Genomic DNA, 25,932 nt, shown 5'->3' with positions numbered 1-25,932 from the left:
CACGATCTGTATGTTGCTTTTTCCACTTTTGATCAAAATGTTGTTTGCCAAGTTGTTTGGCTTCTACTGCATTGGGGGCAACAACGAGTACATAACGATGCAACTCCCCAAATTCACGTGTGTCATAGCCACCTAAATTTATGAGCCACAATTTTTCATCTGTGACTTGAGGCTGAGCATCACTAAACTGTATTTGGTATTTTTTCCCCGCACTTTCAACACCATTTAGCCGTGCCCAAGCATCTATATGTAAGCCTTTTTGTTCACCAAACCATGCATGTTTAAGTTGCGGGTAACTGTCTTCTAAACTGTCAGCGACAGCAAACACAACATCATGGACTTCGGTATTGGCACGTGCATGACGACCACCAAGCATGACCATAAATAGGTTGGGCATTTTCTTTCCTCTATTCAATAGTTTCACTTACATCACAAAATGATTCATCATTTACGAGGCAGAAAACATACTTTTTCTGCAAAAGTATTCAACTAAATGATACACGCCAAACTCATCAGCAACTGTTCGAGTCAGGCTAAAATTAAATAAATCATGTTTCTGCGAGGTATAAATCACATGATGATATTCGACGAGTTTTGCTGATGAATCATATTTTGGTTACTTTTTTAAAAGTAACGTGACGAACTCCTACAATGACATAAATAAACGGTAAGACTCCACCATGATGCAAATAATAATTGATTGTTTAATTACATGATAATGCTATGCAAAGTAAGATATTTCCTACGCGAACCCATAACAATTCATCACTTAAAATGAGGGCGTACATTTATAAATTTTCCCTCTTTTAAGTGAGCTAAGCGATTTTCATTAAAGTAAATAAAAATCGTGCTGAGCTTTCACCCAACACGATTCTTTAAATCTAATATTTAAAGCTTCCCCTCAATAGGAAGGCTTTAAAGAAGTCATTACATCTCAACCATTTCCACGCCATCAATACGTGCCACAGTCATCAAATCTTTATCCCCACGACCAGAAACCGTCGCAATGATAATTTGATCCTTAGACATGGTTGGCGCAAGTTTAGTGACATAAGCCATCGCATGAGAACTTTCCAAGGCAGGAATAATTCCTTCAATATGAGTCAAATCACGGAAACCTTGTAAAGCTTCATTGTCATTGATTGGCACATATTCAACACGATGCATATCTTTCAGGAAACTATGTTCAGGACCCACACCTGGATAATCCAAACCTGCTGAAATTGAATGCGTTTCAATGATTTGACCTTGTTCATCCGACATCAAATAAGTACGGTTACCATGTAAAACACCGACATGACCAGCATTCAATGGTGCAGAGTGTTTACCTGTTTCAATGCCATAACCCGCAGCTTCAACGCCGTACATTTTCACATCAGCATCGTTTAAGAATGGGTAGAACAAGCCCATTGCATTTGAACCGCCACCTACACATGCCACTAAAGCATCAGGTAAACGCCCTGCTTGCTCTTGAATTTGTTTACGCGCTTCACGGCCAATAATTGACTGGAAGTCACGAACTAACTGTGGATATGGGTGTGGGCCTGCAACCGTACCAATCACATAATAGGTTGAGTCGACATTGGTCACCCAGTCACGCATCGCTTCGTTCATCGCATCTTTCAATGTTTTTGAGCCACTTTCGACAGGCACAACAGTTGCACCAAGTAAACGCATACGGTAGACATTCATGGCTTGACGCTTTACGTCCTCTGCACCCATGAATACCACACACTCCAGACCTAAACGCGCAGCGATGGTTGCCGTTGCGACACCATGTTGACCTGCACCCGTTTCAGCAATAATGCGTTTTTTACCTGACAGTTTTGCCAGTAAAGCCTGACCAATGGTGTTGTTCACTTTATGCGAACCTGTATGATTGAGGTCTTCACGTTTTAAGTAAATTTGCGCACCACCCAACTCTTTCGACCATCGCTCAGCATAATATAAAGGACTAGGACGACCTACATAGTAGGCGAGGTCACGGTCGAATTCTGCCAGAAACTGCTCATCATCCTTCATACGGAAATAGAGCTTTTCTAAGTCTTCTAATGCTGCCATTAGAGTTTCTGACACAAAACGTCCGCCATGGATACCGAAATGCCCACGTTCATCTGGGTATTGGGTATAGTCAATCACATTACTTTGCTGATCCACGATGGACTCCTTGCATGAAGTTTTCTATAAGTTGTTGGTCTTTTATACCTTTAGCGGATTCGACGCCTCCGCTGACATCTACAGCATAAGCCCCAGTCGTCTTTATAGCGTCTTCAACATTAGCTGGGGTTAAGCCACCCGCTAAAATTAAAGGAATATCAAGCGTAGGGAATTGTGACCAGTCAAAACTGTGTCCTGTTCCCCCTTTGAGTTCAGGATGCCATGCATCTAAGAGCACTGCACTTGCCCCTGCTTGTTGGAAACGTTGAACTTCTGCCACCACATCCAATTCAGGTTTGACTTGAATCGCTTTATACCAGCGTCTTCCTACTTGTGTCGCAATCACCTGACAGTCTTCTGGTGCTTCATCACCATGAAACTGGATGATATCCAGTGCCACTTGTTTTAACACATCCGCAATATCATCCGCCGTAGCATTCACAAAAAGTCCAACAGTTTGCACATAGGCAGGCACATGTTGAATCAATTCTTTAGCTTGAGCTGCACTGACATGGCGTGGACTAGGCGGGAAAAATACAAAACCAATTGCATCAGCCCCGGCTTTGACCACAGCTTGAATATCTTGGCTACGAGTAATTCCACAAATTTTGGCACGGGTTCGCATAGATTATGACTCTGGCTCAACCCTATTTATAGCTGATCTATAAATAACAGGGCGAATCATTGTAATGCAATTTTTTCGCCTTGCGTAAAGTTCATCCTGAAAAATCTTTACATAGATTGTTTAATTCGCATACAAACCTTATACTTCGCCCAAATGCAATAAGTCTGAGCACTATGCTTTAGGGAAGTTGGTGAGAGTCCAACACTGCCCCCGCAACGGTAAAACGAAACGTATATCTTTATAAGTGTTTGCACTTACATCACTGCACTCGTGTGGGAAGATGGATATACCAATATTGTTCGCAATATTTATATTTAAGTCCGGAGACCTGCTTATTGCGCCATTTAACTCAATCATTCACGGGGGGTGAATGTATGGAGCCAGCATGCCAAATTTATTTCAGCCTACAGCTTTAGTGGGCGCAATCGCTATTGCGATGGGTTTCTCCGCAACAGCATCTGCACAAGACAATACGAATGTTGTTAATGCTTCTTTAGACACACTCGTTGTAACTGCAACACGTTCTGAAGAAAAGATTAAAGACGTTCCTGCCCGTATTGCTGTGATTTCAAAAAGTGACATCGAAAAAAATCCAGCTCTCAATTTATCTGATTTAATCCAACAAGACCCTTCTGTTTATGTGAAACAAAGTGGCGGTATGGGACAAATTTCTGAAATTGGATTGCGTGGAACAAAAGCTGTCCATACTTTAGTTTTAAAAGATGGCGCGCGTTTAAATAGTCAAAATGAACTTGGTCCACTTTATCCTGCTTTTTTAGATACTTCAGATGTTCAACAAATTGAAATCTTGAAAGGCCCCGCTTCCGTCCAATATGGTAGTGATGCAATCGGTGGTGTCGTTCAACTTATTTCAAAAAAACCTGTGAAGTCTGGTGCAGAATTAACTGGTATCTATGGTGAAAACAATACATATAAAACCATCGCAAAAGCAGATTTAGTCACAGATCAAGGTTTCTATGCTCAAGTAGGTGGCCAACGCTTAGAAAGTGACGGCACTCGTATTTTTGAAAGCCAGGATAAAAGTGATAAGGCCAGCTATGACCAAAAAGGCTATAATGCAAAAGTTGGATATTTCCGCGAAAATCAAATTGATGCTTCTGCTTCGATTAGTGAAAATAAAGGAACAAGTATTTTCAGTAATGACTACATTACCAATACAGCTCCTCGTAATTTTGTAAATCGTGTTATTAATGCGAAAGTTGATTACAACATTCTGCAAAATCTAATTTTAGGTGCACATTTTGCAAACGTTCAAGACAAGCAAGATGTTCCATCATATTTCACACAGTACAACACTGAAAACAACCAAAGTGATTTAAACCTAAAATGGAAATTCACACCAAATCAAAATATTTTAGTTGGTGCAACTTATAATGACGCCAACTACAAAACAAGTTCAATCAAAAACCAAGATCAAAGCGTTAATAGCACTGGTTATTATCTACAACACCAATTTAAAAATGACCTGTTCGATACCCAAGTTGGTCTGCGTGTAGAAGACAATGAGCTTTTTGGAAGCCACACAGTAGGTCAAGGTGCTGTTCGTTATCATTTCCTGCCTAATGCAAGTGTTTATGCCAATATTGGCAGTGCATTCCGTGCTCCGACCCTGAATGAACTCTATTCACAGTGGGGCGGTAATGAGAATTTAGCACCAGAAGAAAGCATCTCTTATGAACTCGGTTTAGATTACGGTATTACCAACAATTTAATCGCAAACCTTTCTGTTTATCGTACTAATGTTGATAATCTAATTGTCTATAGCAATAGCATGAATCAAAATGTTGATGAGGCACACTTCACAGGTGGTGAGGCTGCACTAAAATGGAAAAAAGATGATTTATTCCTAACAACTGGGTACGCATATGTTAAAACAGAAAATGAGGCAACTGGTTTAGAGATTGCTTATCGACCTAAACAGACATTCACATTAACCACTGGATTAGAAAATCCAGTCTATGGCATCAGTACGTCATTAATTGCACGTTCGCACTCAAATGCAAGTAATAGCGCAAATAGTGTAAAAGTTCCAGGTTATGCAACCGTCGACTTCAATGCTTATTGGAATATTAACCCAACGGTTAAAGTCTTTACTAACATTCAGAACATTGGCGATGTGCAATATCGAGAAGTCTATAAAGCTGCAAGCTCTTGGGACAACTCACCAGAAGATTGGTACATCAATGGCGGTCGTTTTGCCTCAGCAGGAGTCACTTTCCGTTATTAATTTAGCGTAAAGACTCAAAAAAACAATTTAAAACAGCGCAGTTTATGGATAATGTTTTGACCGACATTATCCTTTTTTTCATTCTTTAGGCAGGACAAATTATGGGCCACCGTTTAAGTAAAATTTATACCCGTACTGGCGACTCAGGCACCACAGGTCTGGGCGATGGATCACGTGTCACTAAAGATGACCTAAGAATTACCGCACTGGGTGATGTGGATGAACTCAACTCAACAATTGGCGTACTTCGTGCCCAAATTAGTGCAAGCCAAATCACAGACAAAGCAACATGGGATAAAAGCTTAAGCCTCATCCAGCACTGGCTTTTCGACTTAGGCGGTGAAGTGTGTATTCCCAACTATCATTTGCTCCAACCAGTTTGTATTGAGTTTCTTGAACAAGAAATTGACCGTATGAATGAAGACTTACCAATGCTGAAAGAATTTATTCTCCCTTCAGGTTCTTTAGCATGTAGCTATGCACACCAAGCGCGAGCGGTATGTCGCCGAGCTGAACGTAGCTTAATGTCGGTACACACGCGTGATCAAAATATTCAAAGCACCGCGCTACAGTTGCTCAACCGTTTATCAGACTGGCTTTTTGTTGCATCCCGTGCCTTACAACGAGCTGAAGGTGGCTCAGAAGTGCTTTGGCAAAAAAATATCAATGAAACCATTTAAACCGTTCTAAGTTTTTAGAGCAAAATGGATTCCTTATGAGTCTTTTAGATAAGTTCACTGGAAGGCTTTCTAAGATTACTTTTCTTTCGGGAAAAGTAATCAAAACCATTTACCCATCGTAAAACTCTTCGGACTGCATTGCTTATTGCCAATATCGCAGAGGCATTACACTCAAACTCAATCCGACCTCTAACTATTACACACGGCATTGACGTATATCTGATATTTCCACCTTAGAATCTATCCCCCAATCCGATGCTTTAGCGCTACAATCAATCAAAAGACGTATAAATCAGGTTCAATATGAGAATCATCGGACATCGTGGTGCACGTGGCGAAGCCCCAGAAAATACCCTCGGCGGTTTTCAATATATTCATGATCTAGGCATCCGTGCGGTCGAATTTGATGTTCGTCAGCTCAAAGACCATGAGCTGATCATTATGCATGATGACAACATGCTCCGGACCACAGGTATCGACCAAGCACTCTACCCATTAAACAGCACAGAACTTGATACCTATAATCAAGCACATATTTGGTTAGACTGGGAAAAGCAAGGCACTCCAACTCTGCAACAAGCACTCCAGATTATGCAGAACTTCGAACATCTTGAGGTTGAAGTCAAAGCTGTAGCAACACAAGTAGAAGCGGAGCGACTGACACAACATCTCACACAGCAACTGAGAGACTTTGAGCAGAGTGCAGTCATCACCAGTTTTGATCTTAAAATCCTACAAGCACTCCAAGATCTACATTCCCCACTGAAACGGGGCTTATTAATTGAAGAAAATATTCAACATCTTGCAATTGAACAAGCGCACAAATACGGCTGTTGCCAAATCGGCTGGATGAACCAACTGGCAACCGATGACCTGTTAAAAGCCACACAACAAGCGAATTTGGCGATTAGTGTTTGGACAGTAAATGACATCGAGCGCGCTAAACATTTACGTGACTGTGGCATTGATGGATTAATTACCGATTTTCCTAAAATGATGCTACAACATTTGGCAGATGTTCATTGAACAAGCCAAAAATTGACTTGAATTTTACATGCGCAGTGGGACCTAAAATGTTCACTTTTCCTATTGATCGCTCTACTACTATAGTGCCTAAAAATGCTTCGATAATTTCGATATCTAAACATTCTTATTCTGTTACTGTTTAGTACAATACATCTGTACAATAATGCTAGTGAATCACGGTTCGCTCATGCTAATATGCTGTAGCTTAATCCATGCAAAAAGTAATGGATTGACCTTCCATTTATACCTCCCAAGGTTTCAGGAGTGCTGTTGGAGATGAATGCTCCCCTACCCAAAGCCCCATTTAACTGGGTTGCAATTTTTGCATTGGTTTTTCTTCCCATTGTGGCTGTCATTGCAATTCCGTTATATGCCTACCATCATGATTTCAGCTTAGCCGCTTGGATCAGTATGTTTGTATTACTGGGTGTTAGTAGTTTAGGTATTACCGCTGGCTATCACCGTCTATGGGCACACCGTGCTTATGAAGCAAGCTTGCCTTTAAAAATCATTTTGATGATTATGGGTACATTTGCAGTACAAAACAGTATTTTATATTGGGGTTCAGGTCACCGTACCCACCACCGCCATGTCGATGATATCGAGAAAGATCCATACTCGATTAACAATGGTTTTTGGTATGCACACATGGGTTGGATGCTTCGTGACTATCCATCAGCAGAACCTGACTTTAAAAATGCACCCGATTTACTCAATGATAAATTGGTGATGTTCCAACACAAATACTATGTGCCCTTAGTGATCATCGTCCACACGGGTATTTTATTACCAATTGGTTGGGCCGTAGGTGACTTATGGGGCGTGTTATTGTTGGGCGGATTAATGCGTTTAATCCTCAGCCACCACGTTACGTTCTTCATTAACTCTTTATGTCATATGTGGGGCAAACGTCCATATACAGATGAAAATACCGCACGTGACAACTTCTGGTTAGCTATTGCGACTTGGGGTGAGGGTTATCATAACTACCACCACATTTTCCAATATGACTACCGTAATGGTGTGAAATGGTGGCAATATGACCCAACCAAATGGTTGATTTGGTCATGCTCAAAACTGGGTTTAGCTAAAAACTTACGTCGTATTCCGAGCTTTAATATCAAAAAAGCTGAACTTGCGATGAAGTTTAAGTATGCTGAGCAAGACTTAGAAGTTCATGGTCTGAATGTCAGTGATGACATCAGCTCAGCAAAAGCTCGTATTGCACAAGAGTATGATGCGTTCACTCAGACCTTAAATGACTGGGCAAAATTGAAAGAACAAGAAATTCAAGCCAAGAAAACGGCTGTGGCTGAAAAAATTCATCAAATGGATGAAAAGCTTAAAATTGAATTTCAATTGGTTGAACAGCGTTTAGGTCATCATCGTCAAACCTTAACCACGCTGATGCGTAGCATTAAAAAAGCGCCTGTTTCACAATAATTGATTTCTAATAATTGTTTCAAAAGAAAGCTCCGCAAGGGGCTTTTTTTAGCAGTTCATAAAGGATAACAACATGGATATTAAGAACATCCCATTCGGTATCACCAACTGGGCCGAGATACCCACCACACGCCATACAGGTGATCAAGGTTATGCCCTATGGCGTACTCAGCAATTTGACGCGATTCGCGTGCGTATGGTGGAGTATTCGGAGAACTATTTGGCCGACCATTGGTGTTCTAAAGGACATATCCTGTTGTGCTTAGAAGGCGAACTCCACACCGAACTCGATGATGGTCGTAGCTTTACCCTTACGGCTGGCATGAGTTACCAAGTTGCGGATCAAGCTGAAGCCCATCGCTCATCCACCTCAAAGGGTGCCAGGCTATTTATAGTTGACTAAAACAGTTGGATATATGTCTTAACACTAAAACTTTGCTATATTGATGGGATCATGGCTTATCCCTTGTGATCTTTCACTATGCAGTTCAACTCACGCTATTCGCTCCTTCCTTCAAAGCTTTATCACCATCAACAGCCTCTTCCACTAAAAGGGGCAAAAGCAGGTCATTTCAATGCAGCCTTAGCAGAACAGTTGCAATGGTCTGAAGCTGACAAACAGTCTTGGGTAGAGATTTGTAGCGGACAGAAAACCTTTAGTGAATTTGAACCTTTGGCAATGGTCTATGCTGGACATCAATTTGGTCAGTGGGCGGGACAGCTCGGTGATGGTCGGGGTTTATTGATCGCGCAAATTCTTGATCAACATGGTCAAACCATTGACCTGCATTTAAAGGGTGCAGGTTCTACCCCTTACTCACGTATGGGAGATGGTCGTGCGGTACTTCGCTCCGTCATTCGTGAGTACTTGGCTGGACATGCACTGAATAGTTTAGGCGTAGCATCAAGTAACGCTGTCGGCTTTACCTCGTCGGCTCAAGGGGTACAGCGGGAGAAATTGGAACTCGGTGCAATGATGTTACGTACATCAGACTGCCATATTCGCTTGGGACATTTTGAGTGGATCAATCAGTATCAACCTGATTTACTTGGCGAATTTACGCAAAAATGCATCGCATGGCATTACCCCGAATGTTTAGAAGCAGAACAACCTATTTTGGCATTTGCAACCCAAGTGATTCAACGGACTGCGGTTATGATTGCCAAATGGCAACTGGTCGGCTTCGCACACGGAGTGATGAATACCGATAATTTAAACATTACGGGTTCAACCCTCGATTTTGGCCCCTATGGTTTTATGGAACGCTTCCGCCCGAATTGGATTAACAATCACTCCGACTACCAAGGCCGCTATACCTATCAGCAACAACCGAGCATTGGACACTGGAACTTATGGACATGGCTGAATAACCTCATTCCGCTTTGTCCGCAAAACTATGACAAAGAACAATGGAAGCAAGACCTTGCCGATTGCCTAGAGCACTATGAACCCACGTTCTTGGAGCACTACAAACTGGGTTTAAGTCAGAAAATGGGCTTACCTCATTTCCACAACGAGAGTTTTGACTGTGCCATGACCTTCTTACGGATTCTACAAACCGAACAGCTCGACTACACACAAAGCTTTACTCGTTTGCAGAATAAACAATATGAAATGATTAAAGATGACTGCCTTGACCGCCGTCAGTTTGAAAGTTTCCTCGCGCAATATGAACAGATTCGTGCCAATCAAGACACTGTAGCACTCGATGCAGCCATGCAACAAGCCAACCCTGTTTATATCCTACGCAATCACATGGCGCAAAAAGCGATTGAACTGGCTGAACGGAATGATTTCTCAGAAGTCGAACGCTTATTTGACCTCCTCAGCCACCCGTTTGAGCGGAATGTAGCCCTAGAGAAAGTTGAGGATGTAGCACCTTTATCAACAGATGTTCCAGAGGTGATGGTGAGTTGTTCCTCTTAAGCGTTTGGCTTAAACTGTGGATAAATTAAACAATATCCACAGGGCTTCGCCCATTGAGTGATGATCACCATGTCCTTACACCTTATTGCTGCAAAAGCTGCACTTGCCCTGCCAGAAGTGACATGTACTCAGCCCTTTGGTGAAGGTTGTGATGTCTATAAAGTCATGGATAAAATGTTTTTGCTCAATTCATCTTTAAAGAGTATGGCTTTAAGTAACTTAAAAGTCACGCCTGACCACAGCGCGATGCTACGTGATATTTATCCATATATTCATGCAGGTTGGCATATGAATAAAAAACATTGGATTTCAATTTATGAGGATGAAGACTTAGATTCAGATTTAGTTATTGATCTAGTACAGAGTTCTTATGAGCTCGTGGTATCCAAACTGAATAAACGACAAAGACAGCGAATCGCTGCACTTCAAGCCATCACCTAAATATGTATTGAATAAACAGAATTTAATTACTCCTTTTACATTTTCTAAAGCTCAACCCTATCACTGCATCAAGCAGATACATAGGTTTGAACGCATATTGTCTCTGCTGCACAGCTTTACTACATTTTCTAGTATTGCCCACTTTGGAAGCAAAATTCGAAACGAAAAATGAAATGAGACATTTATAGATCATAAAAAAAGCCCGACATCCTGTCGGGCTTTTTTCGTATCACTTAGCTAGGTATAACTCCTGTCGTACCTCACATCCTCGTGCTGAACTTATTATTTTTGTTTTATGTTTTGGAACTTCCTGTTCTCTATGACTGCATCATATAAAACATTTTAGGGCTGACCTAGACGCAATCCGCTTGAATAGTTGTAAGCCAAAACGTACATAAAAAATGATCTAAATGGGACTTACCCCCAAAATTATCCGCAGAAATTGTGGATAGTTTTCAGTATGGCCGCAGCTGAACCTTACTCATTCAATTTAGTTTTTGAGTACTTTAAAAGCAACTTAATAACCCACTGCTTCAATCTGTTGGAAATACAACCACTCTTTTCTCAATTTTGCCTATTTAATTATCTATACATATCAATCCGAAAAAACTGAGTATAAGCATCGCTCACTCGCCACTCAAGTTAATCCAAAAGCTATGGTGAACCTCATACGAAGACCCTCTGAAATTGAATGAAATCTAGGTCATTTAGCTGCTCAGTTGCTTATTTGAATGTATTGTTGGAGAGTTGGGCCCGCATTTTTACCGCCAAGCCATGAATGACACACATGACTCGTGGAATGCATCGCTGATTTGAATACAGACTCATCGACTTTGTCTAAAACAAACGTAAAAGTAAAAAGACACACTAAAACATTATTCAAAATGCTTAAATTTAGTAATCAATCAGAATCCTAAACGATCAAAAGCCCAATAAAAAAGGACTCATATTGAGTCCTTTTCAACATCGTTACCTACGCTTTAGCTTTTCTTCGGCTTCAATGTTTTAAATAAAACAAAGAGCACGAGGATCCAGACAGGAAGCATTAATACTGAAAGCATAAAGCCTTGATTCCACATGATATATAAAATCATCAGCATAAAGGCTAAAACAAAATAATTGCTAAACGGTGCAAACAATGCTGGAAACTTAGTTTGAATGCCCTGTTTTTTCATACTCTGTCTAAATTTAAGATGGATCAAACTAATCATCATCCAATTCAGCACCGCAGCACTGACCACAATATAAATCAGATAACTGAGTGCTTTTTCAGGCAAAAAGTAATTCAACAGTACGCAACCGAAAATCAATAATGCTGAAAATAAAACCGCCGCAATTGGTGTCCCTTGTCGATTCACCTGCTTAAAAACTTGTGGAGCATTGCCCTGTTCTGCCAGACCTAATAGCATGCGACTATTGGCATACATGCCACTATTAGAAACAGAAACCGATGCAGTCAGAATAATAAAATTGAGTAAATGCGCAGCCCAATCAATGCCCATTTGCTTAAAAATAAGCACAAATGGACTTTTATCTAGCCCACCCAAATCCAATTGATTCCAAGGCACCAGAGACAAAAGAATCGCCAGCGAGCAAATATAGAACAGGAAAACCCGAATCACCGTTTGATTGACGGCTTTTGGAATGTTCTTTTCAGGATCTTCGGTTTCCGCAGCCGCCATACTAATCAGCTCAATGCCGCCAAAGGCAAACATCATAAAGGCCAACATATAAAACAAGCCTTCAAAGCCATGTGGGAAAAACCCGCCATGTACCCATAAGTTCGTGATGGAGGCAGTGGAACCGACATCAGCCGTCAATAACAGATAAACCCCGAAGATGATCATGGCAATAATCGCCACAACCTTAATTATCGACAGCCAGAACTCAGACTCCGCATATAGTTTGACATTGGCAAGATTGGCCAGTGTGATCACCACAAAAAACACCAGCACCGAGACCCACGCAGGAATATGTGGCCACCAGTAATTCACATACTTGCCAATCGCGGTCAGCTCAGTCATCACCACCAAGATATACAGTACCCAGTAGTTCCAGCCTGTTAAAAAGCCTGAAAACCGCCCCCAATACTTAAAGGCAAAGTAGCTGAATGAGCCCGTCACTGGCTCATGTACAATCATTTCACCGAGCTGACGCATAATTAAAAATGCAATCAAACCGCCAATCATATAACCCAAAATAATGGATGGGCCAGCAGATTCAATAATATGTGCTGAACCTAAGAACAAACCTGTACCAATTGCGCCACCCATGGCGATCAATTGAATATGGCGGTTCTTTAAACGGCGCTGAAGTTTAGGCGTCTCGCTGCTCAAAACACATGCTCATCTGATAAAAAAATGAATTGTACCGCTTGCACAGGCGATCAACCAGTCTTGCCCTTTAAAATCGCCGATTGTCCCGTCTCGCTTTAGCAATTTCGCATTCAAACTGACTGTCATTTTTGCTTACTCCCTCCCCTGAATGCATAAAAAAGCGGATAAGCCTAAGACTTATCCGCTTTTTTATTGTTTAGACAACTGAATTAATCTTCAGGATATTCAAAACGGTAACCTACACCATATACTGCCTGAACCCATTCATGACGGTTGCCTGTTTCAGCTGCATCCGAAATCTTACGACGTAAGTTCTTAATATGACTATCAATCACACGGTCAGCCACTTCAAAGCTGTCTGGATTAATATGATCCAGCAACTGTGCACGTGAATAGACTTGCCCCACATGCTCTAAAAACAACTCCAGTAAACGAAACTCGGTCGGTGTTAAGTTTAAAGGCTTTTGTTGATACCAAATGCGTTGCTGCGCTTTATCCATACGGAATAAAGACTGATCTTCAGGCTCAGCCTTGCGCTCTAAACGGCGTAACACGGCTTGGACACGCGCCACTAATTCTTTCGGGCTAAATGGTTTACACACATAGTCGTCTGCCCCCATGTTCAAGCCAAGCACGCGGTCAATTTCTTCGGTACGTGCGGTAACCATAATGATCGGTAAATCCGACTGTTCGCGGACTTTACGGCAAATGGTTAAACCATCCATACGCGGCACCATCAAGTCTAAAATCATGAGACTCGGTTTACGCTGCGTAAAGCTATCAAATGCGTCCTGACCATCGTGAAACATACTGACTTCAAAGCCCGCTGCTTCAAGATAATCGCGGACCAATTGTGCAAGTTCTACTTCATCTTCAACCAGCATAATATGTTTCATACATACTTCCTTTTGTGTTTCATTTTTTTGGGAACGTTAACTTGCAACGTAAACCACCCAAAGGCGAATGATCAAAGCTCAATTCGCCACCTAAAGCTTGCGCCAGTTTAGCAGATAAAGCCAAACCTAAACCCGTACCACCTGTGCTCCGCGTCCGCGAGTCATCTACACGGTAAAAACGCTCACCGAGTCGTGCCAACTGTTCGTCACTTAAACCATAAGGGCTGTCATCAACGTAGACTGTCCAATCTGTTGCAGATTGTTCAGTATGAATACGAACCTGTCCACCGGCTTCAGTATAACGAATACTATTGCCCAACAAATTGACCATGATTTGCTTAAAGCGGTCAATATCAAGTTGTAACTCAGCCCCCTCACCTTCAACACTGATGCTTAAATGAGCTTGTTCAAATTTGGGCTTAAAGTTTTCCACTTCTTGCTCAATCACCGCCCATGGATTTACGCTTGCAAAATAACAGTTTAATTGCTGCGCTTCAGCTTGTGCTAAGTCTGCCAAATCATGAGTCAGCTTTTTCAAACTGGTCACTTGACGTAACATCGAGGCAAAATGCTCAGGCGTTGGTTTTCGGATACCGTCTTGCATCGCTTCAATCTGCGCTTGTAACACTGCCAACGGTGTTTTCAACTCATGCGAAGTATCCGACACCCATTGACGACGTGAAATTTCATGCTGATCTAAAATCACCGCCAATTGGTTGAGCTCATTGGATAAATCACCCAGCTCATCGTTTCGATTCACTTTAACTTGATGCTGAAAATTACCTTTCGTCAGTTCACGTGTACCATTTAAAAGTCGCTGAATCGGTTGTTTAAAATACGTTGCCAATAATAATGAAACAATCAAACTGGCAAAAACAGTTAAACCATAAGCCAATAATAAATAACGTTTCTGATTGCTAAAAAAGTTAATACTCAGTGCATCATCTTGATCAAGCACGGGTTTTAGGCCCAAATACCCGACTATTTTTTCATCCACAATTATGGGGCGATATGAAACTTGGTCTGAAGATGGCTCACCAACAACGAATTGTTGTTTGGCGTCATATAAAGATAAACGTGAGCTCAAACCTAAACGGTCTGGCATTGAGATAAATTGCTTTTTCTGATTTTCCTTTGGTGGTGCTTTGCCGTCTTTGCGTTCAGGGGGGCGAAATGCATTTTCATTCGACCTCAATGGAAATTTAAGCCCTTCAAAAGGTTGATATTCTGACGGTAAATTAAGCTCTAACCATTTCAATTCATCTTGATCAAGTAATGGTTTTCCTTGATCAGCTTTAGCCAAAGTTGGCGGGAGATTCGCAAAAGTATGTTCTTCAAAATAACGCTGCTGTAACGCAATATCATATTGCCGTCTTAACCACCAATGCGAGAGCCGGTCATAATCGTCAGGATCCGCTTTACCTTCAATCTGTAAAATCTGTGCTTGAATGGCATTGCCCCAATCATGATAAGTGCTATACACACCTGCCAAGTTGTCAATCAAATGATCAAGCTTTTGCATTTCCACATCTGCAACGTATTTAGCAAAACTCTTTTGCATCGTCCAATGTAACACGCCCAAACTCACCGTGGTAATCACCAACGTGGTCAGCAAGACGGTCAGGAATAAGCGTAAGGCAATCGGTACGCGACGAATTTTCAAAACACATATCTCAGTTTTTTCTTCTCATTTCGTATTGTATAGAACACTGTGCTAAAAAACTCTCCATTGTTTCTACATCATTATTACTTAATCTTTAATCATCAAAAATCACCTGCTCTTTATTGGGGAATTACACATGAATAAGATGACAAAAATTGCTTTAGCCACTGCCAGTATTTTATCTGTAGGCGCATTGACTGCCTGTCAATCAACCCAGCCTCCAAAAGATATGGACCAACCTCAACGCATGCATGGTCATGACAAGAACGACCGTCGAATGTCCCCTGAACAACGCGAGCAATTTAAAGAAATGCGCGCTGAACATAAACAAGTCATGCAAGACATGAAAAAAGCCTGCGATGGCAAGGCAGTAGGTACAGCGGTACAAATTAAAGCAGGTGAACAAAACTTAGATGGTACCTGCGCCATTTCATTTAAACCAAACCGTGATGAAATGAAACGTGGCGAACGTCCACCAATGGAAGATGATCATGCTGGACAGGCACCTATGCAAGGTGATCGTGGTGAGTTCCGTGGCATGCATATGCAACACGGTGAGCCATTAACCGATGCAAAACGTGCTGAACTGACCAAACAATATGCTCAGCGTTTAGCTGAACGTCAAGCGCGCCAAGAAGCTATGGCTAAAGCTTGCCAAGGCCAATCAGATGGTAAATCTGTTCAAATAAAAGTTGGTACGCAGACCGTGGATGGTAAATGTATGGTTCACTTCCAACCAAAACCACCCGTTCCAGCTCCAAATCAAGCATCTTAAAAAGATAGTTTCAGTTCAAAGGCGCATTCTGCGCCTTTTTTCTTGGACATAACTTTTTACGCTTTTTGACTATTTATGTCATGCTAGAACAGCCAAAACTGTTTACACTCAACCCACTTAGCGATTTTAAATAATATTTGTTTGACTTTACAGTCACCAAGAAAAGCCCCTGAAACGCTTGTACCAAATTAGAAGATGTTGCACGATTGAACCATTCCAACACGTGTCAATGAAGACACGTTTTTATGTTTATTAGGATTATAAGCTGGTTAAACCAGTATTGAGGAAAACGAGATGCCACAATACAAAGCGCCCTTACGTGATATGCAATTCGTACTGCATGAGTTACTCAACGCAGAAGAACATTATTCTAAACTGCCTGCATTTCAGGAAACCGTAAGCCGTGAATTGATTGACCAATACTTAGACGCAGCTGCAGATTTCTGTGAAAACGAATTATCTCCAATCAACCAAAGCGGTGACCGTGAAGGTTGTACATGGAACGATGGCGTTGTTACCACACCAACAGGCTTTAAAGAAGCGTATCAGAAATATATCGAATTAGGCTTCCCATCTCTTTCTGCTGAAGAGCAATATGGCGGTCAAGGTCTACCAGTTTCTTTAGGTAACGTGATTTCTGAAATGGTCGGTACTGCGAACTGGGCTTGGGGTATGTACCCTGGTCTTTCTCATGGTGCAGTACGTACTTTAGAACACCACGGTTCAGCTGAGCAAAAAGATGCGTACTTACCAAACCTTGTTTCAGGTGTTTGGACAGGTACCATGTGCTTAACTGAATCCCATGCAGGTTCTGACTTGGGTATTATCCGTACCAAGGCTGAACCACAGGCAGATGGTAGCTATGCAATCACAGGCGAGAAAATCTTTATCTCTGCAGGTGAGCACGACATGGCGGAGAACATTGTTCACATCGTCCTTGCTCGTCTTCCTGGTGCGCCTAAAGGTACCAAAGGTATTTCGTTATTCATCGTACCGAAGTTCAATCTAAATGCAGACGGTTCTGTCGGTGAACGTAACGCAGTACGTTGTGGTTCAATCGAACACAAAATGGGGATCCATGGTAACTCAACTTGCGTGATCAACTTTGATAACGCAAAAGGCTTCCTGATTGGACCTGAAAACCGTGGCTTAAACTGCATGTTTACCTTCATGAACACTGCTCGTATTGGTACAGCAGTTCAAGGTTTATCGGCATCTGAAGGTTCATTCCAAGGTGCGCTTGCTTATGCAAAAGACCGTTTAGCAATGCGTTCACTGACTGGCCCTAAAGCCCCAGAAAAAGAAGCAGACCCTATCATTGTTCACCCTGCTGTACGTAACATGCTTTTAACACAAAAAGCATTTGCTGAAGGTGGTCGTGCACTGGTTTACTTATTGTCTCTACATGCAGACGTGGTTGAGCAAGGTGCGACAGAAGAAGAGCGTAAATACTCTGACAACATCTTGTCTCTACTGACTCCAATTGCAAAAGCATTCTTAACTGAAACAGGTTCAGAGTCTGCAAAACACGGTGTTCAAGTGTTTGGTGGTCACGGCTTTATTTCAGAGCATGGCATGGAACAAATCGTTCGTGATACACGTATTGCGTGTCTATACGAAGGAACAACAGAAATCCAAGCATTAGACTTATTAGGTCGTAAAGTTTTGGGTACTCAAGGTGCAATGTTGAAAGACTTCACTAAGATTGTTCACAAATTCTGCGAAGCGAACAAAGACAATGCTGCAATGCAAGAATTTGTTGAACCACTTGCTGCGCTGAACAAAGAGTGGGGTGACCTCACAATGCAAATTGGTATGAAAGCAATGCAAAACCCAAATGAAGTGGGTGCTGCAGCAGTCGATTACCTCTACTTCTCTGGTTATGTCACCCTTGCTTACCTATGGGCACGTATGGCACTTGTGGCTCAAGAAACACTTGCTGCTGGGACAACTGAAGTTGACTTCTATAACGCAAAAGTTACTACAGCTCGCTTCTACTTCAAGAAGATTCTTCCACGTGTTCGCTCACACGTTGACGTGATTGCTGGTGGTGTAGAACCGTTACTCGCATTAGATGCAGAACATTTTGCATTCTAAGCTGAATATCTCAATTGATATTTGAAATGTTGTACTCTTGAGTACAGAAATAGAGAAAGGACGGTCATAGCTTTGACGGTCCTTTTTCTTTATAAATAGAGCGTTATTTCGCTTGGGTCATCTGACAACATCCACCGTTGTCCATTAAGCTGTCCTAAGTCTACAGAGATTCAAACAATAAACAGGTGAACGAACATGCCAATTTATAATGCCCCACTTGCGGATATGAAGTTTATCCTCAATGACGTTTTCAATGCTGAACAGTTCTGGCAGTCTAATGAAAATCTTGCTCATGTAGACAGCGCAACGGCTGAAGCGATCCTCGAAGAAATGGCTAAATTTGCGCAGAACGTTACCCTGCCTTTAAACCGTACAGGTGATGAAGAAGGTGCAACTTATAGCAATGGTGCAGTCACCACACCTGCTGGTTTTAAAGAAGCATTTAAGCAATATGCTGAAGGCGGTTGGATTGGCTTAGCAGCTGATGAAGAATGGGGCGGTCAAGGCATGCCTAAAATGCTGACCGTTCTTGCAGATGAAATGCTGTTCGCAACCAACCCATCATTCATGCTCTATCCGCTACTTTCTGTTGGTGCTGGTATGGCACTGAACAGCTATGCCTCTCAAGAGCAAAAAGAAACGTATTTACCTAAAATTTACTCAGGTGAATGGTCTGGAACAATGTGCTTAACGGAGCCACATGCAGGTACAGATCTAGGCATTATCAAAACTAAAGCTGAACGTAACGAAGACGGCACCTATAACATTACAGGGACTAAAATCTTTATTACTGGCGGTGACCACGACTTAGCTGAAAACATCATTCACTTGGTTCTAGCGAAAACACCAGATGCACCTGCGGGTTCACGTGGTATTTCATTATTCATCGTACCTAAATTCTTGGTGAATGCAGATGGTTCTGTCGGTGAACGTAATGCAGCAGGCCCAGGTTCAATTGAACATAAAATGGGGATCAAAGCGTCTGCGACTTGTGTGATGAACTTTGACGGTGCCAAGGGTTTCTTGGTCGGTAAAGAAAATGAAGGCCTTGCGGCGATGTTCGTGATGATGAACTACGAACGTTTGTCGATGGGTATCCAAGGTTTAGGTGCATCTGAATTTGCTTACCAAAATGCTGCACAGTACGCAACAGACCGCCTACAAGGTCGTAGTGCATCAGGTATTCAATCACCTGCTAAGCCTGCAGACAGCATTCTTGTGCATGGTGACGTTCGTCGTATGTTGCTAAATGCACGTGCGAACAACGAAGCATCGCGTGCCTTTGCTGTCTATGTCGGTCAACAACTTGATATCACCAAGTTCTCAACAGACCCTGAAGCTGTGAAAGCAGCCAATGACCGTGTGGCACTGCTAACTCCAATTGCAAAAGCCTATTTAACCGATACTGCTTTTAATGCAGTGATTGATTCACAAATGGTCTTCGGTGGTCATGGTTATATTCGTGAATGGGGCATGGAGCAATGTGTACGTGACTTACGTATTGCACAAATCTACGAAGGTACGAATGGCGTTCAGTCTCAAGATTTAATTGGTCGTAAAACCATTAAATGTGGTGGTGCATTTATCGCAGACTACATTTCTGAAATCCGTGACTTTGCTAACAGCTTAGACGCTGACCTAAACTTCATTAAAGATGCAACACTCGATGCAGCAACTGAAGTAGAAGAAGTAACCAAGTATATTCTTGAACGTGCTGCTGAAAGTGCAGAGTTTCCAAATGCTGCAGCAGTGGATTACTTGCATGCAGTCGGCTTACTTAGCTTTGCTTATATGTTTGCAAAAATTGCCAATGCGGCCAAAGCCAAAGATGGTGATTTCTATCAAAACAAATTGGCGCTTGCGGCTTACTTTACACAGCGTATTTTGCCTGAAATCGACTTACGTATTGCAAAAGTAAAAGCCGGTGCAGAAGTTATCATGAACTTCTCTGAAGACTACTTCACCAACCAAGCTTAATTAGTTTAAACACCATAAAAAACGCCTGACCAGTCAGGCGTTTTTTTTAACGTCAGCTTTTTATAATCAACTTCTCGTCATTTGCATGAAATTTGCATATGATTCAATATAATATCCGCAAAGTATGAGGAGGCTAGCATGACCAACCGTGATCCTAAAATAGAGAAAATTGAAACCCTCCTCGATAAACTAGGCAATACTGCAGTAGAAAGTTTTCACTATGTGGCTTTATTTATTATTGGCTGTATGGTGATTTGGTCGGCTGGTCATACTGTTTATGAGATCCTAACCGTTAAACAGTACGCCTCGATTGATGATATTTTACTGTTATTCATCTACTTAGAGCTGGGTGCAATGGTCGGTATATACTTTAAAACCAACCACATGCCTGTTCGTTTCTTAATTTATATTGCGATCACTGCCCTCACTCGGCTACTCATTTCGGACATCCAACACGACCACAAAGCCGATATGGATTTAGTCATTATCACAGGCTCAATATTAATTATGGCTCTTGCCATTCTGGTGGTTCGTTATGCGTCATGGAATTATCCTTCGGTGATTCGGGATAAACATGCCGACAAACCCTTAGCTGAAGGCAAAACACCACGTCCACAAGATGATGAACTCGCTTAATTTTTATTGACCACTAAAAAACCCTCCGTCTAAACAACGGAGGGTTTTCTGTATCAATCAAAGATTCATTTATTTTGAATCTGGCTCTAAAGCGTAGCGTCCATTTTCAAAAATCCAGTGCATGCCTTCAGGTGGGTCTGGCAGTCCTAAACGTCGCCAATCGGTAATCAATACATAATCACGGCTTTCAATGCTGGAATCGCCATCCCCATACACATAGCTATTGGTTTCCTGACTATAAGTTGAATAACTAGGTGCTCGATAAATAATACTCACACCTGGTCGCATCGGATACCCGCCATGAGGAGGATGGTGCGGAGGTGGTCTGTGCTGAGGAGGCTCAATTGGAGGCGGTGATGTAGGTCGCGTGGTTAAACCCTGATAAGGCCCCGCATAAGTTGGAAAACGTTGCGTTTGCGAAGTCAGCGGTTTTCCATAATAACGCGTCACTGGTTGAGCAAAACTCAGTGCAGGAAATAAGCTGAGTAAACTTATTCCATAGATTATTTTTAAATATTTCATCATCTTCCTCCACTGAGGTTAATATTATTATTTTAAACCAATTTAATGGATAAAAAATGTACAAACTGTCGATTTTAGATCATTGCTGGTTATCGTCGCTATAAGGTGACAAACTGGATTTCTTTGAAAATCAAAAATCACAGGAGTTTTCAGTTTATACTTAGCCTTAGTTTATAATTGTATTGGATGATCACGCCGTGGCTGAATTAAGTTTTGATCGACTCTATGAATATTTTTGCAAAGTTCCCAGTATTCAAAAAAATCTGATTGATGCTTATGGTACAGATGGAAAAAGTGCGTGGTGGTTTAAGTTCCAAATTGATGTAGATCATCCTTTGGCATGGCAAACCGTGCAAGAACTTGGGCATGTGTTGAACTATATTTCTAAAAATGAGCGCCTCCCGACACAGTTTTTACCTGTCTCGCCTCCACCGTACATGAATGGTGAAGCCAAGCAATTCTTAGCATGGGTCATTCAGTGTAACCACGCTGACTTTCCACCCGATGTCATTTGTGACTGGTTAGAAGCACGTCTGCCAAGTCCAGTAGAAGATGCTGAAAAATGGAAAATCAAAACCGATCTACATGAACTCGATAAGATGACCGATAAAGATTTGGATCAAATTATCCCGCCCAATCCTGAGCAATAAAATCTTAAAAATTAAATCTCCCTCAATCCCTCTTTAAAAAGAGGGATTTTTCATCTTGCACAATAGGAGAAGTACCGCTTTTCATGAAACGGCAAGAAATGGAAAAAGGAATTCGAAATTAAAACGTCGACAAACCACTCCACTCCATAAAGCGGTATAGCCCATATTTGAGTTTTGACTCATCTTTATATTGCTCATAGCCCACACTCATTTGACGACCATTTAAGTTCGACCATGCCCCATCAAAATATTGCTGAGCATCTGTAAACACCGCTGCTTTAGATTGACCAATCACACGTAAATTAGTCTCCAAGTTATAATTTTTCAAATTACGTGCAGTAAAATTCGCTGAACCCAAAATAAGCTCTGCTTCTTGCGCATGGCGTTTTAAAACCATTTTGCTATGACACTGTTCTCCTTGAGTATTACACCAACGCACTGTAATACCGGCATCGTTAAGCTCAGACGCAACTTGGCGGTTGGGGATTCCATTCTTTTGACGACCAAATGCATCTTTATTGGGGTCGAGTAAAATCCGAAGTTTAACGCCACGGTTCTGTGCATCTTTTAAAGCATTGATAATTTGACGCTCAGACAAATAGAACATCGCCAAATCAATCTGATCATTGGCTTTTGCACTATTCAACAAGTTGAGTGTTGCATCTAGAATTGCTTTTTCAGTCAGCACTTGAACTTGAGGCTGGGATGGACTGGCTTCAAACTCCCCCATAATCACCATCGGTACATCGCCCTGAGACATGTGAGCCACAGTTTGCTCTGTTTTCAAGACATCAATTGCGGTATTGCCTGTCACCAACAGCGCCACATTGGAATGTCGCGAACTGCCATCATGCGGATTCGCAGATGTCACCAATGTCTTCCAACCTTGTGCGGTATCGACCACTAAAGTTTTGCGATGATTGGCTTTAAAATTAAATAGGTTTAAATAGCTGCGTAGCGTAATTTTCCCATCCCCAAACGGATTGTCTAACCAACCACCATCGGGATTATTGCCTGCATTTTGACAACAGATATACCAAAAACCTGACCAAACAGGGTTAGAAGCACGGAGCGGACGTAAATCAGTTTCGATCACATCCACACCCGCCTGACGCAGTTTACGGTAATGCTCAGGTAAGAGCCCGCCATAGACTGAGTTAATCGGGTCAGTGATGACTTTGATTTCAATATTCGGATGCAAGCTACGCTTGACAATCAATGCATCGGTCAACTGACGAGTCAACGCCCGTTGTGATACTTGAGATGTGCCCACTTCATCATTAAACAAGAACATATCCAGCACAATCGTGGTTTGTGCATCTTCAATCAACTTAAACACTTCGTTGAAAATATGGTGATCTTGTTGCTGTTTACCTTGTGCATCAATATAGGTTTGATCTGCAATAAATTTGACATCGGCATGACGTAACTTGCCAGTATAGTCCAACCCATCAGGCAGTGGTTTAACAGTATGATAAACCGCTGAGCTTAAGTAAGTTAGAGCCAGCAAGCCCACCACGACACCAACGTAACGAGTCGCAGTCCAGTTGAGCTTTTGATGTAATTTTCGAAAGATACGCATAACAAAAAACCTAGTCCAATATGCTCAGACTAGGTTTTATTGTTTGATTTTTCAAGAGGATTTCTGTTGTCGATGTTTTGGCAACCTCTCCACAAAGGAGAGGAAGCACCTCTTCTTTACGGAAAAGGTTGGGTTGAAGCTTGAAGTAGCATTTTAGAAACTAAAGTCGAGCCCAACTGTGAAGTTACGCCCCACTTGTGGAATGGTCGATAGGAATGAAGCATGCGAATAAACCGTCTCATCCAAGAGGTTATTGGCTTTGAAATACACACGATAATCATTGCCCTGCATATATTGACCATTATACGCCAAGCCAAGATTTACCATGTTATAGCCCGCAGTTTCCGTTTCATAGCTTGCAATTCGATCTTGCTCAAATACATGGTAATACTCTGCCGTACCCGACCACGTATCACTAAAGTTTGCATTCACTTTGGTGCCTAAACGACCAGCAGGCACTCGCGGAGCATTTTCATTGTCAATTTTGCCACGTACATAGTCACCAAACACGCTCATCTTATACACATCATTGATGGCATAAGACGCTTCTGCTTCAGTCCCATAAAAACGCGCTTTGTCTTGGGTGTAGTCTACTAGACGGAAGTTTTCATAACGGTCAGTGGTTTGTGCATAAATATAGTTGTCATACCAGTTGTGGTAGACATGCACGTGATAATCAACTTTATCCGTGTCGTAATGGAAACCTAACTCCAAGTTATTGGATTTTTCAACATCGAGATTTTCATTACCACGTTCATAGGTATTGGTCGCTAGGTGGTTACCATCAGCATAAAGCTCTTGCGCTAAAGGTAAACGCTCTTGATGAGATCCAACCAAAGATAGTTTATAGTTGGGTGCAAACATCCAATTCACAGCACCCGAATAAGATACGCCATAATCATCATAGTCTTTTCGATCAGACTCAATATCAATGGTCTGCTGATCGACACGCGCACCGAATTCAAAATGGAAGTCTTTCCACTGCTTATGTTCTAAACCAAATACGCTCCATTTTTGCGTCTTGGTTGGGTCTAAAATGGACTCTTCACCAGTGATATCTAATTTTTGTTGATTGTACTGTACGCCAACCACACCTTCCCAATCTGCAATTGACTGATGCACCAACTCTAAACGCGCATCATAACCCTTACTTTTAAAGGTGGTTGCAACACTATCGCCTTCAATTTCATCATGTTGATAGTCAGTATAACTGGCATGCGCACGTAGTTTATCGAACCCTACAAACGGATTTAAGACTTCTGTACGAAAATCATAACGTTCTGACTTTAAGTCAACCCAAGGCCCTGCCTCGTGTTCTTCATGATCATGGTCATGCCCATCCGCACCACAATGTAAATGGTCATCGTGCGGATGACAGCTTTCATATTCATGATTATGCCCCGGTAGACCATATTGATCTTGACGATTGGTATAGGCGATACCCGCAAAACCGCGCTCCCCAATCCATGAACCCCCTATACTGACAGTTTCACCTTTGGCAAAGGTATTTCCAACACGGCGTTCTTTTTCGAGTTCACCCTCATGCTCATGGTAGTAGTTCGGGGCAATATAGTCATTTGCTTCACGCTTTGAACCCTCAACCCGTAGAGCAAACTGACTTCCCAACGCAACAGTCGCCCCAGCACTTGCCAATTTTTCGTCGCTACCCGTGTTGTAACGTAACCCTGCCATACCTTCGATACCCTTTTCAGGCATGCTTGTTGGAATTTTTTGGTCGGTCACATTAACCAAACCACCCACGGTGCCTGCACTATACAATAGGGTTGAAGGACCACGAATGATTTCAACTTGTTTCGCCAAAATCGGATCAACCGTCACGGCATGGTCCGGCGATAAAGCCGAGACATCAGCGGTTTCTGAGGCGTGTTGTAAGACCTTCACTCGTGGGCCATCTTGACCACGAATCACTGGTCGGCTTGAACCTGAACCATATTGATTTGAATACACCCCCAACTCATCTGCCAAAGCATCTCCAATGGTCGGTGCACGTTCTTTTAATGTTTTTTGCTCAATCACCTGATCGGCGACTGCAAAGTCTGCCGCTGTTTGTACCAAAGGATGGGCTTGACTGGTCAACGTTTCTAGTTGTGTTGTTGCTTCCTCTGCAAAAACCCCTGGTGCGACGACAGTAAAAATAGAAAGCGTAATCAAATTTTTATGAAAAGACATGGAACTGACTCAAGTTACAAGTTTTGAATATTGTTATAATATAACATTCCATTTTTATTGC

Annotated in this window: 21 protein-coding genes and 1 riboswitch; of the genes, 12 read left to right on the top strand and 9 right to left on the bottom strand. The window is 42.0% G+C overall.

Annotated features, from left to right (window positions below; all coding sequences use genetic code 11):
- From DPG01_RS07705 to DPG01_RS07695, 3 genes are all read right to left on the bottom strand, one after another.
- Positions 1-397: DUF1543 domain-containing protein (locus tag DPG01_RS07705; protein ID WP_110974685.1), on the bottom strand; the 397-nt coding region annotated here is incomplete at its 3' end.
- 530 nt (positions 398-927) lie between these two features.
- Positions 928-2,157, bottom strand: a complete 1,230-nt coding sequence (gene trpB / locus DPG01_RS07700) for a tryptophan synthase subunit beta (RefSeq protein ID WP_086210407.1) — start codon at positions 2,155-2,157, stop codon at positions 928-930.
- Positions 2,141-2,782 (bottom strand): phosphoribosylanthranilate isomerase, encoded by a 642-nt coding sequence (locus tag DPG01_RS07695; RefSeq protein WP_110974684.1) that lies wholly within the window; start codon positions 2,780-2,782, stop codon positions 2,141-2,143. Before DPG01_RS07695 ends, trpB begins: the two co-directional genes overlap by 17 nt.
- A 143-nt stretch (positions 2,783-2,925) precedes the next feature.
- A riboswitch (cobalamin riboswitch) is annotated at positions 2,926-3,133 on the top strand.
- 34 nt (positions 3,134-3,167) lie between these two features.
- Between DPG01_RS07695 and DPG01_RS07690 the strand changes: the two genes are divergently transcribed.
- From DPG01_RS07690 to DPG01_RS07660, 7 genes are all read left to right on the top strand, one after another.
- Positions 3,168-5,030: a TonB-dependent receptor plug domain-containing protein gene (locus tag DPG01_RS07690; RefSeq protein ID WP_110974683.1), complete on the top strand. Its 1,863-nt coding sequence runs from the start codon at positions 3,168-3,170 to the stop codon at positions 5,028-5,030.
- Positions 5,031-5,131: 101 nt separating this feature from the next.
- Positions 5,132-5,710, top strand: a complete 579-nt coding sequence (locus DPG01_RS07685; protein WP_110974682.1) for a cob(I)yrinic acid a,c-diamide adenosyltransferase — start codon at positions 5,132-5,134, stop codon at positions 5,708-5,710.
- 303 nt (positions 5,711-6,013) lie between these two features.
- A complete protein-coding gene (locus tag DPG01_RS07680; RefSeq protein ID WP_110974681.1) occupies positions 6,014-6,736 on the top strand; it encodes a glycerophosphodiester phosphodiesterase in 723 nt (240 codons plus the stop codon).
- A gap of 276 nt (positions 6,737-7,012) precedes the next feature.
- The gene (locus tag DPG01_RS07675; protein WP_086210412.1) at positions 7,013-8,179 is read left to right on the top strand and encodes an acyl-CoA desaturase; all 1,167 of its coding nucleotides are present in this window, start codon (positions 7,013-7,015) and stop codon (positions 8,177-8,179) included.
- 73 nt (positions 8,180-8,252) lie between these two features.
- A complete protein-coding gene (locus DPG01_RS07670; RefSeq protein ID WP_110974680.1) occupies positions 8,253-8,582 on the top strand; it encodes a DHCW motif cupin fold protein in 330 nt (109 codons plus the stop codon).
- Positions 8,583-8,660: 78 nt separating this feature from the next.
- The gene (locus DPG01_RS07665) at positions 8,661-10,106 is read left to right on the top strand and encodes a protein adenylyltransferase SelO (protein WP_110974679.1); all 1,446 of its coding nucleotides are present in this window, start codon (positions 8,661-8,663) and stop codon (positions 10,104-10,106) included.
- 69 nt (positions 10,107-10,175) lie between these two features.
- Positions 10,176-10,547 carry an MmcQ/YjbR family DNA-binding protein gene (locus DPG01_RS07660; RefSeq protein ID WP_110974690.1) on the top strand — a complete coding sequence of 124 codons (372 nt, stop codon included), beginning with the start codon at positions 10,176-10,178 and terminating at the stop codon, positions 10,545-10,547.
- A gap of 980 nt (positions 10,548-11,527) precedes the next feature.
- Here the strand turns inward: DPG01_RS07660 and DPG01_RS07655 are convergent.
- The 3 genes from DPG01_RS07655 to baeS form a co-directional block, all read right to left on the bottom strand.
- Positions 11,528-12,883 carry an amino acid permease gene (locus DPG01_RS07655; RefSeq protein ID WP_110974678.1) on the bottom strand — a complete coding sequence of 452 codons (1,356 nt, stop codon included), beginning with the start codon at positions 12,881-12,883 and terminating at the stop codon, positions 11,528-11,530.
- Positions 12,884-13,092: 209 nt separating this feature from the next.
- Entirely contained in the window at positions 13,093-13,779 is a 687-nt protein-coding gene (locus DPG01_RS07650; protein ID WP_004983596.1) for a response regulator, read from the bottom strand.
- Positions 13,780-13,798: 19 nt separating this feature from the next.
- On the bottom strand, positions 13,799-15,442 hold the full coding sequence (baeS, locus tag DPG01_RS07645; RefSeq protein ID WP_110974677.1) for a sensor histidine kinase efflux regulator BaeS: 1,644 nt from the start codon (positions 15,440-15,442) through the stop codon (positions 13,799-13,801).
- Between the two features lie 136 nt (positions 15,443-15,578).
- On the opposite strand from baeS, the gene DPG01_RS07640 reads away from it, so the two are divergent.
- The 4 genes from DPG01_RS07640 to DPG01_RS07625 all read left to right on the top strand — a co-directional run bounded on the left by DPG01_RS07640 (position 15,579) and on the right by DPG01_RS07625 (position 20,927).
- Complete coding sequence (locus DPG01_RS07640) at positions 15,579-16,217, top strand: hypothetical protein (protein ID WP_110974676.1); 639 nt, start codon at positions 15,579-15,581, stop codon at positions 16,215-16,217.
- Positions 16,218-16,511: 294 nt separating this feature from the next.
- Positions 16,512-18,314: an acyl-CoA dehydrogenase C-terminal domain-containing protein gene (locus DPG01_RS07635; protein ID WP_110974675.1), complete on the top strand. Its 1,803-nt coding sequence runs from the start codon at positions 16,512-16,514 to the stop codon at positions 18,312-18,314.
- A gap of 195 nt (positions 18,315-18,509) precedes the next feature.
- On the top strand, positions 18,510-20,291 hold the full coding sequence (locus DPG01_RS07630; RefSeq protein ID WP_110974674.1) for an acyl-CoA dehydrogenase C-terminal domain-containing protein: 1,782 nt from the start codon (positions 18,510-18,512) through the stop codon (positions 20,289-20,291).
- A gap of 138 nt (positions 20,292-20,429) precedes the next feature.
- Positions 20,430-20,927, top strand: coding sequence for a phosphate-starvation-inducible protein PsiE (locus DPG01_RS07625; protein WP_110974673.1), 498 nt, complete (start codon positions 20,430-20,432; stop codon positions 20,925-20,927).
- 69 nt (positions 20,928-20,996) lie between these two features.
- Here the strand turns inward: DPG01_RS07625 and DPG01_RS07620 are convergent, their stop codons facing one another.
- Positions 20,997-21,452, bottom strand: a complete 456-nt coding sequence (locus tag DPG01_RS07620; protein ID WP_228156976.1) for an RcnB family protein — start codon at positions 21,450-21,452, stop codon at positions 20,997-20,999.
- A gap of 194 nt (positions 21,453-21,646) precedes the next feature.
- Here DPG01_RS07620 and DPG01_RS07615 point away from each other — a divergent pair, with 194 nt between their 5' ends.
- Positions 21,647-22,099: a hypothetical protein gene (locus tag DPG01_RS07615; RefSeq protein ID WP_110974671.1), complete on the top strand. Its 453-nt coding sequence runs from the start codon at positions 21,647-21,649 to the stop codon at positions 22,097-22,099.
- A 118-nt stretch (positions 22,100-22,217) separates the two neighbouring features.
- On the opposite strand, the gene DPG01_RS07610 is transcribed toward DPG01_RS07615, so the two are convergent.
- Positions 22,218-23,681, bottom strand: coding sequence for a phospholipase D family protein (locus DPG01_RS07610; RefSeq protein WP_110974670.1), 1,464 nt, complete (start codon positions 23,679-23,681; stop codon positions 22,218-22,220).
- 153 nt (positions 23,682-23,834) lie between these two features.
- Positions 23,835-25,871 carry a zinc piracy TonB-dependent receptor ZnuD gene (znuD, locus tag DPG01_RS07605; RefSeq protein WP_110974669.1) on the bottom strand — a complete coding sequence of 679 codons (2,037 nt, stop codon included), beginning with the start codon at positions 25,869-25,871 and terminating at the stop codon, positions 23,835-23,837.
- Between the last annotated feature and the right edge of the window lie 61 nt (positions 25,872-25,932).

Origin of the sequence: Acinetobacter sp. WCHAc060042, from assembly GCF_003231195.1 — a bacterium.
Classification (GTDB): Bacteria; Pseudomonadota; Gammaproteobacteria; order Pseudomonadales; family Moraxellaceae; genus Acinetobacter.
This window is presented reverse-complemented; position numbering and strand designations above follow the sequence as displayed.

What these genes read in the sequence shown, in the direction of transcription:
- DPG01_RS07695 (WP_110974684.1), bottom strand. Translation starts at nt 2,782, where the DNA reads ATGCGAACCCGTGCCAAAATTTGTGGAATTACTCGTAGCCAAGATATT.
- DPG01_RS07690 (WP_110974683.1), top strand. Translation starts at nt 3,168, where the DNA reads ATGCCAAATTTATTTCAGCCTACAGCTTTAGTGGGCGCAATCGCTATT.
- DPG01_RS07685 (WP_110974682.1), top strand. Translation starts at nt 5,132, where the DNA reads ATGGGCCACCGTTTAAGTAAAATTTATACCCGTACTGGCGACTCAGGC.
- DPG01_RS07680 (WP_110974681.1), top strand. Translation starts at nt 6,014, where the DNA reads ATGAGAATCATCGGACATCGTGGTGCACGTGGCGAAGCCCCAGAAAAT.
- DPG01_RS07675 (WP_086210412.1), top strand. Translation starts at nt 7,013, where the DNA reads ATGAATGCTCCCCTACCCAAAGCCCCATTTAACTGGGTTGCAATTTTT.
- DPG01_RS07670 (WP_110974680.1), top strand. Translation starts at nt 8,253, where the DNA reads ATGGATATTAAGAACATCCCATTCGGTATCACCAACTGGGCCGAGATA.
- DPG01_RS07665 (WP_110974679.1), top strand. Translation starts at nt 8,661, where the DNA reads ATGCAGTTCAACTCACGCTATTCGCTCCTTCCTTCAAAGCTTTATCAC.
- DPG01_RS07660 (WP_110974690.1), top strand. Translation starts at nt 10,176, where the DNA reads ATGTCCTTACACCTTATTGCTGCAAAAGCTGCACTTGCCCTGCCAGAA.
- DPG01_RS07650 (WP_004983596.1), bottom strand. Translation starts at nt 13,779, where the DNA reads ATGAAACATATTATGCTGGTTGAAGATGAAGTAGAACTTGCACAATTG.
- DPG01_RS07640 (WP_110974676.1), top strand. Translation starts at nt 15,579, where the DNA reads ATGAATAAGATGACAAAAATTGCTTTAGCCACTGCCAGTATTTTATCT.
- DPG01_RS07635 (WP_110974675.1), top strand. Translation starts at nt 16,512, where the DNA reads ATGCCACAATACAAAGCGCCCTTACGTGATATGCAATTCGTACTGCAT.
- DPG01_RS07630 (WP_110974674.1), top strand. Translation starts at nt 18,510, where the DNA reads ATGCCAATTTATAATGCCCCACTTGCGGATATGAAGTTTATCCTCAAT.
- DPG01_RS07625 (WP_110974673.1), top strand. Translation starts at nt 20,430, where the DNA reads ATGACCAACCGTGATCCTAAAATAGAGAAAATTGAAACCCTCCTCGAT.
- DPG01_RS07620 (WP_228156976.1), bottom strand. Translation starts at nt 21,452, where the DNA reads ATGATGAAATATTTAAAAATAATCTATGGAATAAGTTTACTCAGCTTA.
- DPG01_RS07610 (WP_110974670.1), bottom strand. Translation starts at nt 23,681, where the DNA reads ATGCGTATCTTTCGAAAATTACATCAAAAGCTCAACTGGACTGCGACT.
- znuD (WP_110974669.1), bottom strand. Translation starts at nt 25,871, where the DNA reads ATGTCTTTTCATAAAAATTTGATTACGCTTTCTATTTTTACTGTCGTC.